The organism is Pseudomonas sp. Sample_16, from assembly GCF_004307665.1.
GTDB lineage: Bacteria > Pseudomonadota > Gammaproteobacteria > Pseudomonadales > Pseudomonadaceae > Aquipseudomonas.
In genome coordinates this window covers 1-13515 of sequence record NZ_RCOB01000095.1, presented here as the reverse complement: position 1 = coordinate 13515, position 13515 = coordinate 1, and the positions used below count along the sequence as shown (strand labels likewise).

The 13515-nt window shown below is 62.7% G+C and carries 11 protein-coding genes; 6 read left to right on the top strand and 5 right to left on the bottom strand.

Features of this window, described 5'->3' with window-relative positions:
- The 3 genes from D8U69_RS13650 to D8U69_RS13640 all read left to right on the top strand — a co-directional run.
- The coding region (locus D8U69_RS13650; protein ID WP_153189003.1) for an amidohydrolase family protein at positions 1–673 on the top strand (673 nt) is incomplete at its 5' end.
- The gene (locus tag D8U69_RS13645) at positions 670–2157 is read left to right on the top strand and encodes an amidohydrolase family protein (RefSeq protein WP_130907492.1); all 1488 of its coding nucleotides are present in this window, start codon (positions 670–672) and stop codon (positions 2155–2157) included. The genes D8U69_RS13650 and D8U69_RS13645, both read left to right, overlap by 4 nt.
- A 12-nt stretch (positions 2158–2169) precedes the next feature.
- Positions 2170–2832: a flavin reductase family protein gene (locus D8U69_RS13640; protein WP_130903455.1), complete on the top strand. Its 663-nt coding sequence runs from the start codon at positions 2170–2172 to the stop codon at positions 2830–2832.
- A gap of 146 nt (positions 2833–2978) precedes the next feature.
- On the opposite strand, the gene D8U69_RS13635 is transcribed toward D8U69_RS13640, so the two are convergent.
- The 5 genes from D8U69_RS13635 to D8U69_RS13615 are packed head-to-tail and all read right to left on the bottom strand — an operon-like array spanning position 2979 to position 9666.
- Positions 2979–6077: an error-prone DNA polymerase gene (locus tag D8U69_RS13635; RefSeq protein WP_177434566.1), complete on the bottom strand. Its 3099-nt coding sequence runs from the start codon at positions 6075–6077 to the stop codon at positions 2979–2981.
- Entirely contained in the window at positions 6053–7468 is a 1416-nt protein-coding gene (locus D8U69_RS13630; protein WP_130903457.1) for a DNA polymerase Y family protein, read from the bottom strand. The genes D8U69_RS13635 and D8U69_RS13630 overlap by 25 nt, the downstream gene beginning before the upstream one ends.
- A 7-nt stretch (positions 7469–7475) precedes the next feature.
- On the bottom strand, positions 7476–8093 hold the full coding sequence (gene imuA / locus D8U69_RS13625; protein WP_056852852.1) for a translesion DNA synthesis-associated protein ImuA: 618 nt from the start codon (positions 8091–8093) through the stop codon (positions 7476–7478).
- Positions 8093–8710, bottom strand: a complete 618-nt coding sequence (lexA, locus tag D8U69_RS13620; protein WP_056852853.1) for a transcriptional repressor LexA — start codon at positions 8708–8710, stop codon at positions 8093–8095. Before lexA ends, imuA begins: the two co-directional genes overlap by 1 nt.
- A 38-nt stretch (positions 8711–8748) precedes the next feature.
- Complete coding sequence (locus tag D8U69_RS13615) at positions 8749–9666, bottom strand: LysR family transcriptional regulator (RefSeq protein ID WP_056852854.1); 918 nt, start codon at positions 9664–9666, stop codon at positions 8749–8751.
- A gap of 103 nt (positions 9667–9769) precedes the next feature.
- On the opposite strand from D8U69_RS13615, the gene D8U69_RS13610 reads away from it, so the two are divergent.
- The 3 genes from D8U69_RS13610 to D8U69_RS13600 form a co-directional block, all read left to right on the top strand.
- Complete coding sequence (locus tag D8U69_RS13610) at positions 9770–11512, top strand: amidohydrolase (RefSeq protein ID WP_130907490.1); 1743 nt, start codon at positions 9770–9772, stop codon at positions 11510–11512.
- A gap of 111 nt (positions 11513–11623) precedes the next feature.
- Positions 11624–12361: a TorF family putative porin gene (locus tag D8U69_RS13605; RefSeq protein WP_056852856.1), complete on the top strand. Its 738-nt coding sequence runs from the start codon at positions 11624–11626 to the stop codon at positions 12359–12361.
- A gap of 196 nt (positions 12362–12557) precedes the next feature.
- A partial coding sequence (locus D8U69_RS13600) for a phosphotransferase family protein (protein WP_130907489.1) occupies positions 12558–13515 on the top strand: 958 nt, incomplete at its 3' end.

Sequence of the window (13515 nt, the reverse complement as noted above, 5' to 3'; positions counted from 1 at the left end):
GGAAAACGTCGGCGGGCTCGACCCGTGTGGCATTGACAATGATCCCGTCGCGCAACTGGATTTCGTGTTCAAGCTGGCCAGCGATTTTGACCGCGGCGTGGACATTCACCTGCACGACAAGGGCGAATTGGGCCTGTGGCAGATTGCACTGATCGCTGACTACACCGAGCGTTTCAACCGCCAGGGTCGAGTGATGATCAGCCACGCCTATTGCCTCGGCATGCTGCCGTGGAGTCAGGTCAAACCATTGGCCGAACGCTTGGCTGCCTTGCACATTTCACTGATGAGTTCGGCGCCTGCCGACTGCGCCGTGCCGCCGTTCCTTGCCTTGCGCGAAACCGGGGTGAATGTGTGCCTGGGGTCTGACGGCATCCGTGATACCTGGTCGCCCATGGGTAATGGCGACATGCTCGAGCGCGCCATGTTGCTGGCGTTCCGTTTCGATTTGAACAAGGACGAAGAGTTGGCAGCGGCGTTTGAGGCCGCGACGTTGAATGGCGCCCAGGCTTTGGGTCGCGAAGCGAATCGCCTGGAGATCGGCCAGCCCGCGGACTTCCTGCTGATGCCGGTACAAACACTGGGTGAGGCGGTGGTTTCCCGGCCGCTGCGTCAGGTCTATCGCGCAGGTCGGTTGATCGCATCGGCTGGTCGCTTGCTGGAAAGCCGACTGTGAAACGCATCGGTTTACGAGCCGGGTGCGTGGTCGGCTTCGACGGTGTGCAGCATGTGCTGTGGCGCGACGGCGAAGTGGTCTTCAACGGGTCACGCATTGAGTTTGTCGGGCGCGGTTATGCTGGACCGGTGGATCAATGGATCGACTACGGCAACGCACTGATCGGCCCCGGCTTCATTGATCTGGACGCCCTTGGTGATCTCGATTCCACGGTGTTGACGCTGGACAACGGCGAAGAGCGCGACATGGGTCGCATGTGGTCCGCGGAATATCTGGTGCGCGGCCCGCGGGAGAGTTACAGCCTTGAAGAAGAAGTGTCCAAGTATCGCTTCGCCTTTACGCAACTGATCCGCAACGGCATCACCACCGCCATGCCGATCACCTCGATGTACTACCGCGAATGGGCGGAAACCTACGACGAGTTCGCGGCCGTGGCCGGTGTGGCGGCCGAGTTGGGCCTGCGTACTTACCTCGGTCCTTGCTACATGAGCGGGATGAGCTACTGGCAGGCCGACGGCACCCTGGCGCATCACTGGGATGAACCCCGGGGCATGGCCGGACTCGATGCGGCCGAGCGCTTTTTCGCGGACTTCGACGGCGCGAACGGCGGCCTGATTCGCGGTGCGCTACTGCCTGATCGCATCCAGACCTGCACGCCCACCCTGTTGCAACGCACCGCCGCGCTGAGTCGGGAGCTGAACGCGCCGATGCGCTTGCATTGCTGTCAGGGCCTCGGCGAAGTGGCCATGGTCGAGCAACTGCGCGGCACCTCGCCACTGGGCTGGTTGCAGCAACTGGACTTGCTGACCCCGCGCAGCCTGTTGCCCCACGGCATCTATACCCGCGGCGATGCAGACCTGCAGCAAGTGGTGGATGGCGGCGCCAGCCTGGTGCATTGCCCGGTGGTGTTTGCCCGGGATGGCGAGGCGCTGAATTCGTTCGGCCGCTATCGGGCCAAAGGCATCAACTTCGCGTTGGGCACCGATACCTGGCCGGCGGACTTGCTGGACAACATGCGTCAAGGCTTGAACATTGCGCGTCTGATGGAGGGCGGCAATCAACTGACCAGCGCGCTGGACCTGTACAACGCGGCGACCCTGGGCGGCGCCAAGGCACTGGGCCGCGACGATATCGGTCGCCTCGCGCCGGGCTGCAAGGCCGACATCACGGTGTTCAATCTGCGCGGAATGCACCTGGGGCCGTTATTCGACCCGCTGAAAAACCTGGTTCTGGCCGGGCGCGGTGACGACTGCATCGCCAGTTACATCGATGGCCGCTGCGTGATGCACGAAGGTCAGGTCCAAGGCGTCGACTACCCCGCCCTGCAACGCCAGGCCCAACGACAATTCGAAAAACTGATGCGCAGCCACAGCGATCGCGCCTTCGGTCAACCGGACTGGAAAGGTCTGTTCCAACCGGCCATCCCGTACGCCGACGACTACAGCGCACAGGCGCCACTGTGCGCCATTGACCCTCTTCTCTAGAGATTTCTGACTATGCAAAGCTTTGACTTCAGCCAACTGAGCCCACGGGACAAATACAAGATTCTGATCGGCAGTGTGGTGCCGCGCCCTATTGCGCTGGTCACCACGGTCGATGGCGAAGGCCGAGTCAATGCCGCGCCGTTCAGCTTTTTCAATGCGCTTTCCGCCGACCCGCCGATCCTCGCCCTGGGCGTGGAAAACTATGGCGATCAAAGCCCCAAGGACACCACGCGCAACATCCAGCTCAACCAGGAGTTCACCGTGAACATCGTCAGCGATGCGCTGGTGGAGGCCATGAACGTTTGTGCCGTGCCTTTCGCTCCCGGCTTCGACGAACTGACCGCGGCCGGCCTCACCGCCATCCCCGGCACCACGGTCAAATGCCCGCGGATCGGTGAAGCCCCGGTAGCACTGGAATGTCGACGGATGATGGCGCTGTCCATCGGCCAATCCCGTGAAATCATCTTTGGTGAAGTGCTGATGGCCCATGTGCGGGACGAGCTGATCGACCCGAAAACCCTGTACATCGATCAACTGGGGCTCGATGCGATTGGCCGCATGGGCGGCCATGGTTATGCCCGTACGCGGGATTACTTCGACTTGCCGACACGGTCGTTGCAGGCCTGGACGGATGCACCGGGCGGCGGTGAGCGGTTTTGGCCGCAGGCTAAATAAAAATCATCAAAACCCGCTGTGGCGAGGGAGCTTGCTCCCGCCCGGCTGCGCAGCGGTCGTTGAATCATTGCGCGCGATGATTCTGGGTCCGCTTCGCGGCACAGCGGGAGCAAGCTCCCTCGCCACAAAAGTCAGTTCACCATGGGTTAGTGGAAATCCCGGCTGCGCACGCTGATGCCGTCCAGCAAGGGGCTCAGGTCACTCAAGCGCCCGGCAATCAGGTGTCGTACTTCGCCTTCGCGCTCCCAGCGGCCATCGACCTTGAGCAACTGCGAGCCGACCAACACCTTTCGTTGCCGGTCGGCCAGGTCGCGCCAGACCACCACATTGACGTTGCCAAACTCGTCTTCCAGGGTGACGAAGGTCACACCGCTGGCGGTGCCCGGGCGTTGTCGGCCGGTCACCAGCCCGGCAACGCTGACCGGGCGCCCGTGGTCGACCTCCAGCAGCTCCTTCGAACTGCGGCAGCGCCGGGCTTTCAACTCAGCGCGCAGCAACGCCAGCGGATGCGGACCGAGGGTGGTGCCGAGGCTGTTGTAATCGGCCCGCAGGTCTTCGCCGACCGTGGGTTTGGGCAGCACAATGGCGCCCTCCTCCTGGCTCGGCAGACCGGCAAATAACCCGAGCTGCCTTTGCACACCAGCGACCTCCCAGCGCGCCCGATGGCGATCACCGGCCAGCCCGCGCAATGCTCCGGCATCGGCCAGTTGCTCGCGGGCGCGGGCATCGAGTCGTGCCCGTTCGCCGAGGTCGGCAATGTCGGCAAACGCGCCTGTACAACGGGCCGCTTCAATACGCCGGGCATCGTCCTCGCGAAAGCCCTTGATCATCCGCAGGCCCATGCGAATCGCCGGTTGTGCGCCGGTGACCGGTTCCAGGCTGCAATCCCAGTCGCTGGCCCGCACGTCCACCGGACGAATCTGCAAGTGATGGCGACGCGCGTCCTGCAGAATCTGGTCCGGGCTGTAGAAACCCATGGGCCAACTGTTGATCAGCGCACAGGCGAATGCCGCCGGTTCGTGGCATTTCAGCCAGCAACTGGCATAGGTCAACAACGCAAAACTGGCGGCATGGGACTCGGGAAAACCGTAACTGCCGAAGCCTTTGATCTGCTCGAAAATCTGCGCGGCGAATTCAGCGCTGTAGCCGTTCTTTTTCATACCGGCCGCCAGCCGTTCCTTGTGCGGTTCAAGCCCGCCATGACGTTTCCAGGCAGCCATGGAACGGCGCAACTGGTCGGCCTCGCCGGGACTGTAGTCGGCGGCGACAATGGCGATCTGCATCACTTGTTCCTGGAACAGCGGTACGCCAAGGGTGCGCTTGAGCACGACTTCCAGTTCCGGCGACGGATAAACCTCCGGTTCTTCCTTGTTTCGCCGTCGCAGGTACGGGTGCACCATGCCGCCCTGGATCGGCCCGGGCCGCACGATTGCCACCTCGATCACCAGATCGTAAAACGTCTTTGGCCGCAGCCTCGGCAGCATCGACATCTGCGCCCTGGACTCGATCTGAAACACGCCGACCGTGTCGGCGCGACCGATCATTTCGTAGGTGGCCGCGTCTTCGGGCGGAATCGTCGCCAGGCTCAAGTCGAGGTTTCGGTGTCGACGCACCAGATCGAAACAGCGACGAATCGCGCTGAGCATGCCCAGCGCGAGAATGTCGACCTTGAGCAACCCCACCGCGTCGAGGTCGTCCTTGTCCCACTGGATGATGGTGCGCTCGGCCATGGCCGCATTTTCCACCGGGACCAGACTGTCCAGCGGCTGCTCGGAAATCACGAAGCCGCCGGGATGCTGGGACAGATGCCGGGGGAAGCCGATCAGTTGTCCCGTCAGGCTCAGCACCCGCCGCAGTATCGGGCTCTCGGGATCGAAACCGCTCTCGAGCAAGCGTTCCACGGGTGGGGTTTGATCGCTCCAGTGACCGCAGCAGTCGGCCAGGGCGTTGATCTGGTCCGCTGGCAAACCCAGCGCCTTGGCGACGTCGCGCACCGCGCCCGCCGCGTGGTAGGTGCTGACCACCGCCGTCAGCGCAGCACGGGCCCGGCCATAACGCTGGAACACGTACTGCAAGACTTCCTCGCGCCGCTCATGCTCGAAGTCGACATCGATGTCCGGGGGCTCGTTGCGCTCCTTGGAAATAAAGCGTTCGAACAACAACGTGGTGCGATCCGGATCGATTTCGGTGATGCCCAAGGCAAAACACACCGCCGAGTTAGCGGCAGAGCCGCGCCCTTGGCAAAGAATCTGCTGTTCACGGGCGAAGCGCACGATGTCGTGGACGGTCAGGAAATAACTTTCGTAGCCCAGCTCGGCAATCAGCTCCAATTCTTTGTCGATCTGCTTCAGCACTTCGATTTTCGGGCCTTTTGGCCAACGCCACGCAACGCCCTTTTCTGTGAGGTCACGTAGCCACGACGCGGCCGAATGCCCTGCCGGCACCAGCTCCCGAGGATATTGATAACGCAACTGGCCGAGGTCGAACGAGCAGCGCCGGGCTATGGCCAGCGTTTCGTCGAGCAAGGCTGGCGGATACAGACTGGACAGAACCTCGAGGCTGCGCAGATGCCGTTCACCATTGGGATGCAGGCGCAACCCGGCATCGGCCACCGGCAGGTGATGGCGGATCGCGGTCATGGTGTCCTGCAAGGCCCGGCGCCCGCGTGCATGCATGTGCACATCGCCACAGGCCACCGCTGGAATCCGCAGTTCCCGGGCCAGGGCCAGCAGGTCGTTGAGACGGCGGACATCGTCCTGGCACCGATGCAACTGCACCGCCAGCCACAGCCGTTCTGCAAAGACCTGTTGCAGCCAGCGGCCCTGCTCCACGTCATTCACCGTGTCAGGCACCCACAGCACCAACAGCCCGGGCAATGGTTCGCTGAAATCCTCGCGCAATATCCGGTACTGGCCTTTCTGCGTACGGCGTCGGGCGCGGGTAATCAAACGGCACAGCGTCTGATAGCCCTCAAGGCTCTCCACCAGCAACACCAGTTTCGGGCCGTTTTCGATGCGGATTTCGCTGCCGATAATCAACGGCAACTCAACGGATTTCGCCGCTTGCCAGGCGCGGACGATCCCGGCCAGCGTGCATTCGTCGGTGATCGCCAAGGCTTGATAGCCCTGTTTTTTCGCCCGTTGAAACAGTTCAAGGGCACTCGAGGCACCGCGCTGGAAACTGAAGTTCGACAGGCAGTGCAGTTCGGCATACCCGGCACTCATGCGAACCAGCCTTGCAGCCACAACGGGCCATTCTCGCCCACCACACGGTAGGCCCAGCCCTGCTGACCGGCGCGGGTTTCGATCAGGTAGTAATCGCGGCGCACATCATCACCGTCCCACCAGCCGGACTCGATACGCTCTGGCCCCATGAGGATACGGGTCGAGCCTTCGTGCACCGTCAGCGGTTCGGTCAGCAGCCAGCCCGGACGCTGCACGGTCGGGAATCCTGCGCAGGGCTGGCTGTCGGCACGGGCCTGCCACGCACACTCGGGGCGGTGATCGGCCTGAAAGCGCAAACCATGCACCGCCTCATCCCCCAACCGCGCACGCAGGCGTTCGCGCAGTTGCTCCCAGGGCAAGGATTGCTGCGGACGGTCGTCGAACAGTTCTTGAAACTGGGGCACGAAGGCCGGCAAGTCTTCGGCGCACAGGCGAAAACCGCGCACCGGGGCCTCGACCTGAACCTGCTCCAGCCGGCCCCGGGCCAATTCGAAAAGCATCGCCGGGTCGCGCTCCGCGCTGAGCAGGCCGACCTTGATCACCGTGTCCGGCAATCCGGCGTGTTCCAGGTGCAGGTCGAAACGCTGCACGCCGCTGTCGCGACCACAGAGAAACGCCGACAGGTCACCGGTCAATCGACGCAGCGGAAACAGCAAGGCCTGATGGGATTGCACATCGAAGTTGAGTTCGATGCGCACGTCGAAGCGATCCGGTGGCAAGTAGAACGCCAGGGCCAGCCGCCGCAACCCGAACAAAGTGTCGAGATGCCTGAGCACCTGGGCTTCGAAACGCCGGGCCAGGCTGTGCCGGGGCAAGGCCTGCACCTGACTCAGGGTGCGCAGCCCCATGCGCGACAACGCCGTGGCGACGCTGGCCTCAAGGCCGATGCGGTCGATGGGCATTTGTCCGAGGTGATACTGCAAGGCTTGATCATTGGCCACCACCAGACCGTCATAGGCATTGGCCAGCATTCGTGCCGCCACCGGGTTGGGCGCAGCGACAATGCGGTGACGAAAGCCCAGTTCGCCAAGCTCGTTGCGCAGGCGCGCCTCGAATTGCGGCCAGTCGCCGAACAGGCCCAGGCTGGATTCGATTTCAAACACCAGGGCCCGCGGATAATGGACGCTGACCTGGGAGCTGAACCGATAGGCCCAGGCCGCCAGAAACTGCTGCCAGTGCTCGATGTCGGCGACGTCGTATTCGGCCGTGGCAAAGCCCTTGCTCAGGGCCTGGGCGGCGCTCATGGACTGGCCGGGGCGCAGGCCGAGGGCGCGTGCCGGGCCGTTGACCGCTTGCAGCATCCGGCGCTGAGCCGGACCGGTCAGCAGCGCCAGCGGTTCATCGGGATCGGTGCGCTGACGCAGTACTGCGTCCAGCGCCAATTGCGGGAAAAGGATACACACCCAGCGCATGGCAACCTCAATGCCCTACGGCGAAGGCAATCGGTGCCGACCGGGCCAGCCCGCCCCGACACTTGAGCACGCGCAATTGCGCCGGCCTGGCATCGATGGCGATGCGCAGCGCCGCCGGCGAAGGGTTGACCGCTTCATTGAGCGAACGGTAGGCGAATGCCAGGGTCTGGCCGGTTTCCGCCGCCACCTGCAAGCGACGCAGGGCGCGATCATCCGCCTTGTGCGGCCAGCACAGCACCGCACCGCAACTGCCCGAACGCAGGCATTGTTCCGCGGCCCACAGCGCATCGCGTTCACTGGCCTGGATGATCGACAACTGGCGCAGATCGACCCCGGCGCTCTGCCAGGCTTGCGGATATGGCACGTATGGCGGTGCCACCAGCACGATGCGCTCGCCTGCCGCCGACAATCGCGCCAGCGCCGGCCACACCAGTTGCAACTCACCGACGCCCTGCCCGGCCAGCAGGATTTCGGTCAGCGCCGCCTCAGGCCAGCCACCGGTGGGCAGCGCCGCATCCAGCGCGGCATGCCCGGTGGGTTGTGGGCTGACGGCTGGCGGCGCAGGCCGGCCCTTCCACACCTGGCCGCCATTGAACAGCGTATCCAACGCAACGACGGCGCCCATCAGCCTTGCCTCACCAGGCCGCAGAACACGCCTTCGATGGCGAGGTCCCGGTCGGCTTCGACGATGATCGGCTGATAGGCCGGATTGCGCGGCAGCAACCGGACCGTGTCGCCGACCCGTTCGAAGCGCTTGATGGTGACTTCGCCGTCGAGGCGCGCCACGACGATCTGGCCGTTGACCGCCTCGGGGCTGCGGTGCACGCCCACCAGGTCGCCGTCGAGAATGCCGTCCTCGATCATCGAGTCGCCGCGCACCCGCAGCATGTAGTCCGGCACCCGGGAAAAGATCGCAGGATCGAGCAGCAAGCGGCTATGGATTTCGGCATCGGCCCCGATCGGCGCACCCGCCGCCACGCGACCGAGGACCGGGATATCCAGCAACTCGGGGCGCGGTGGCTGCCCGAGCAGGCGAATGCCCCGGGCCTGATTCGGGTTGACCTCGATAAACCCGGCTTCGGTGAGCGCCAGCACATGCTTGCGCGCCACGCTGCGGGAGGCGAAGCCGAACGCCTCGCTGATTTCAGCGAGGCTCGGGGACTGACCGTGCTCGGCGATGCGCTCGCGGATAAAGGTCAGGATGGCGGTACGGCGGGGAGTCAGAGTCGTCATGGAGTACATTTGTACTCTTTTGCCATTTTCCTGACAAGCACCGCCAGTCAGCTCAACCCACGGGACGCCAGAAACCCTGCGATGTAATCGATGAACGCCAGCACTTTGGCCGTCGCCCGCCGATGGCTCGGGTACACCGCCAGTATGTGCGGGCCGAAGCTGTCCGGGTCGATGTCGTAGTCGGCCATCAGCCGCACCAGTCGCCCTTCGGCGATGTACGGCGCGGCACTCCACAAGGGTGTGTGCAGCAAACCGCGCCCCGCCAGGGCATTGGCCAGCAGCAAGTCGTAATTGTCGCTGCGCAGGCGCGGTGCCAACGGTTGTGGCAAGCTCAGGCGCTGGCCATCGCGCTCGGCCCACCAGAATTCACGGCTGAGCAACGGATGGCGATACAGCAACCATTCGTGGTCATCAAGGGTCTGCGGGGTGACCGCCAGCCCCTTGCGTGCCAGATATTCCGGGCTGGCGCACAGCGCCAGGCGATTGCTGCCGACCACCCGCGCAATCAACCCCGGCAAGTCGTCATGCCCTTCGCGCAACGCCAGGTCGTAGCCGCTCTCCAGCAGGTTGACGAACTCGTCGCACAGGTCCACTTGCAGGTTGATTTGCGGGTATTGCTCAAGAAAACCACCGCACACCTGATCGAGAAAAGCCTGCCCATAGGCCAGCGGTGCAGTGATTTTCAGGCTGCCGCGCAAACCATGCTGCAACTGCTCGATTTCCTCGCCGGCCTCGTCCAGTCGCTGCAACACCTGACGCGCAGTCTCCAGGTAGAGCCGCCCGGACTCCGTGAGCAAAATCCGTCGGGTGCTGCGCTCGAACAACCGTGCGCCCAGCTCCGCTTCCAGGTGATTGACGGCTTTGGTCAGGGCTGACGGGGTCTTGCCCAGTTGCTCGGCGGCGCGGCTGAAACTGCCCAGTTGCGCCGTGACCACAAACATTTTCAGTGCACCGAGCTTGTCCATATTTTTTCCAATCAGGCAAAAACGTTTTTCGTGAGTGAGGCGTTCTGCCGAGCGCAGCAAGCCACTAATCTGGCCATCAGACGCAATAACAAGGAAACATTCAATGAAAAGATTCATCCCGAATCTATTGATGGCCGCCATGAGTTTTGCCTCGTTGGAAGCCATGGCAGCGACTGACCTGGTGTTATTCAATGGCAAGATTTTCACCGCCGACCGCAATCAGCCCAAGGTCCAGGCGCTGGCGGTCGAGGACGGCAAAGTGCTGCAAGTGGGCAGCGATGCGCAGATCAAGGCGCTGATCGAGTCTGGAACACAGGTCATCGACCTGGACGGGAAAACACTGATGCCCGGCCTGATCGACACCCATTCCCATGCCATCTTCGGTGGCCTGGAAATGGTCTCGGCCAACATGGAAGACGAGGTCGTGGACCTTGACGAACTGGAGAAACGCCTGCGCGCCTGGCGTGACGACGGAAAAGCGCGGCACGGCGATGTGCTGAGCGTGGCCGGCATGAGTTCGGCGTACTGGGCGCAGTCGGAAGCGCTGGGCAAGAAGTTCAACAGTGGCGAATGGGCCGACGTGCCGCTGGTCTTTACCGGCAGCGACCACCATACGGCCTGGGCCAATGATGTGATGCTCAAGCGCGCCGGTATCGATGCTGCGCTGATCAAGTCATTGCCGGCAGCTGAAGACGGCACCATCGGCAAACTCAAGGACGGCAGGCCCAATGGATTTCTGGTAGATGCCGGCTGGGATCGGGTGGCCTCGAAAATGCCGGCACCGAGCGCCGCCGACATGCTCAAGGCCGCGCAAACCGCCGTGAGCTACAACAACAGCCTGGGCATTACCGCGTGGATGGACCCTGCCGCCAACGCCGCGCCCGGCGAGCCGATCTTCGCCCTCAAGCCGACGGAAAAAACCGTCGGTGTGCTGCCGGTGTACAAGGCACTGGCGCAAAGTGGCGCCATGACCGCCCACATTGCCGCGCTGCTGGTGGCCAATTCGAAAAGCGTGCCGGCCGATCTGGATACGCTGGACAAGGTCCGCCAGCAATTTCAGGGCATCCCCAACCTGACCTTGCCCGGGGTCAAGATCTTCGCCGACGGTGTGATCGAGTACCCGGCGCAGAGCGCGGCGATGATCGATCCCTACAGCAACTCGCACAAACAGGGCGAACTGCTGATCGATCCAAAGCATTTCGGCGAGCTGGTCAGTGCCATCGACCAGCGCGGCTGGCTGGTGCACATCCACGCCATCGGTGACCGTGCCGTGCGTGAATCACTGAACGGGATCGCCCAAGCGCGCAAGGACCGCCAAAGCGGCGTGACGCACTCGGTCACTCACCTGCAAATGGTCAATCCGAAGGAGTTCGCCCGGTTCAAGCCGCTCGACGTCATTGCCTCGATGCAACTGCTCTGGGCCGCCGCCGACGACTACACCACCGACATGATCAAGCCTTACGTCAGCGCCCAGGCATTCCGTTACCAATACCCGGCGCACTCGCTGCTCAAACAGGGCGCAATCATTTCCGGCGCCAGCGACTGGCCGGTGTCGTCGCCGAACCCGTTCAACGCCATGGCTCAGGCGATGACCCGGGTCGGCCCGCTGGGCGTGCTCAACGCCGATGAACGTATCGACCGCGAAACCATGTTCTACGCCTATACCCTCAACGCTGCGCGCACCATCGGCCTGGACAAGAACATTGGTTCGTTGAGCGCCGGCAAACAGGCCGACTTCATCGTCCTTGACCGCGACGTGTTCAGCGTCGATGACAAAGCCCTGCACGACACCCAAGTGCTGCAAACCTGGTTCGCCGGCCGTCAGGTCTACGCAGCGACCCTCTGATAAAAACCCGCAACCACTTCGCTGCCCGCCCCCGGTGTGTTCCAACCCGGGGGCCTGGCGCAGCCTTGCCCGACATCTGCCCATAACAATCACAATAGCGGAATGCATCTTATGAAAGCCTTGACCCTGTTCGCCCTCGGTTCCTTGAGCCTGCTGCCCTTGAGCAGCCAGGCCATCCCCTTGAATGACGACTTCGCCCTGCTGCTGGACGTGACCCTGGCCAGCGACTACCGCACCCGCGGTATCTCGCAAACCCAGAATGACCCGGCCATTCAGGGTGCCATCACCCTGGCCCACAGCAGTGGCCTGTACCTCGGCGCATGGAGTTCAAACGTCGATTTCGGCGGTGGCCTGAAAACCCGGCAGGAAGTCGACTATTACGCCGGCTGGCTGTGGCAAGCCACTGAAGAAGTGAGCCTGGACGTCGGCTACCTGAAGTACACCTATCCCAGAGAAAGCCAGTTCAACCAGAGTGAGGCCTACGGCATTCTCAGCGTCTACGGGGTCAAGCTCGGAGCCTATTACTCCGCCGATGCGCCGGGAATCGACAGCGAGCAGAACTCGCTCTACAGCTATGTCGGCTACGAAACCGAGTTGCCCTACGATGTGGGTCTGAAACTGCGTTACGGCAACATGGACTTCAAGGACCCGCATCTCTACTCACGTTCGGGCGAAGCCGAAGATTCGTACCGTGAGTGGGAGGTCAAGCTGGCCCACGAACTGGCCGGCGTGATGCTGGGCCTGAGCTACATCGACACCGACCTGTCGAAAAGTCAGTGCGCCAGCAACTGGGGGTTCGATGACGTTTGCAGCGCCACTGTCGTGGCGAGCGTCAGCAAGTCGTTCTGAGGCGCGCCCCACCTGCGAGCAAGGAGGCTCCGGGGTGTGATGGAGGCTGATCGGATGAGGGTTGCTTACACATCAGGATCACTGATTATCCGGCAACACGCTAACCTATAAGACCGTGTCGCGCTTGTGGCTCCCAAGGCGCACCATTAGATTAGCCAATGATGTCTGGCCTCCAAAATAAGTAGAAGGGATAAGCATGGCGCTTACTGACCAGTCCACCCGTATCCGTACCGGCGAAGAACTCGATGCCAGCCTGATCGATCCATACCTCAAGGCCCACATTCCGGGTCTGAGCGGCTTGCCGCAGATCAGCCAGTTCCCGGGCGGTGCGTCGAACCTTACCTATTTGCTGGAATACCCCGAACAGGAGTTTGTCCTGCGTCGGCCCCCGTTCGGCCACAAGGCCAAATCCGCCCATGACATGGGCCGCGAATTTCGCATCCTCAATCAATTGCGCGAGGGTTTTCCGTACTGCCCCAAAGCCTACGTGCATTGCACCGACGAATCGGTGATCGGTGCCGAGTTCTACGTGATGGAACGGGTCAACGGCATCATCCTGCGCTCGGAACTGCCAGCGGAACTGGGGCTCGATTCAGCGAAAACCGAAGCCCTGTGCAAGAGTTTCATCGACAAGTTCGTCGAACTGCACCAGGTCGACTACAACGCTTACGGCCTGGGTGACCTCGGCAAGCCCGAAGGTTACGTGGCACGGCAGATCAAAGGCTGGAGCGACCGCTACGAAAAAGCCCTGACCCCCGATGCCCCACAGTGGGACGTGGTCAAGGCCTGGCTCAACGACAAGATGCCCGCCGACCACCCGACGTCCAGCATCGTTCACAACGACTACCGTTTCGACAACGTCATCCTCGACCCGAACAATCCGATGCAGATCATCGGCGTGCTCGACTGGGAACTGACCACCCTCGGCGATCCCTTGATGGACCTGGGCAATACCCTCGCCTACTGGATCGAGGCCGACGACCCGGCGCCGGTGCAGATGATGCGCCGCCAGCCGAGCCACGCCCCGGGGATGCTGACCCGCCGCGAGTTCGTCGACTACTACGCCCAGCGATCCGGCATCCAGATCGACAATTTCGATTTCTACTACACCTACGGCCTGTTCCGCCTGGCCGGCATCGTGCAGCAGATCTACT

What these genes read in the sequence shown, in the direction of transcription:
- D8U69_RS13605 (WP_056852856.1), top strand. Translation starts at nt 11,624, where the DNA reads ATGAAAGCCTTGACCCTGTTCGCCCTCGGTTCCTTGAGCCTGCTGCCC.
- lexA (WP_056852853.1), bottom strand. Translation starts at nt 8,710, where the DNA reads ATGTACTCCATGACGACTCTGACTCCCCGCCGTACCGCCATCCTGACC.
- D8U69_RS13615 (WP_056852854.1), bottom strand. Translation starts at nt 9,666, where the DNA reads ATGGACAAGCTCGGTGCACTGAAAATGTTTGTGGTCACGGCGCAACTG.
- D8U69_RS13640 (WP_130903455.1), top strand. Translation starts at nt 2,170, where the DNA reads ATGCAAAGCTTTGACTTCAGCCAACTGAGCCCACGGGACAAATACAAG.
- D8U69_RS13630 (WP_130903457.1), bottom strand. Translation starts at nt 7,468, where the DNA reads ATGCGCTGGGTGTGTATCCTTTTCCCGCAATTGGCGCTGGACGCAGTA.
- D8U69_RS13610 (WP_130907490.1), top strand. Translation starts at nt 9,770, where the DNA reads ATGAAAAGATTCATCCCGAATCTATTGATGGCCGCCATGAGTTTTGCC.
- imuA (WP_056852852.1), bottom strand. Translation starts at nt 8,093, where the DNA reads ATGGGCGCCGTCGTTGCGTTGGATACGCTGTTCAATGGCGGCCAGGTG.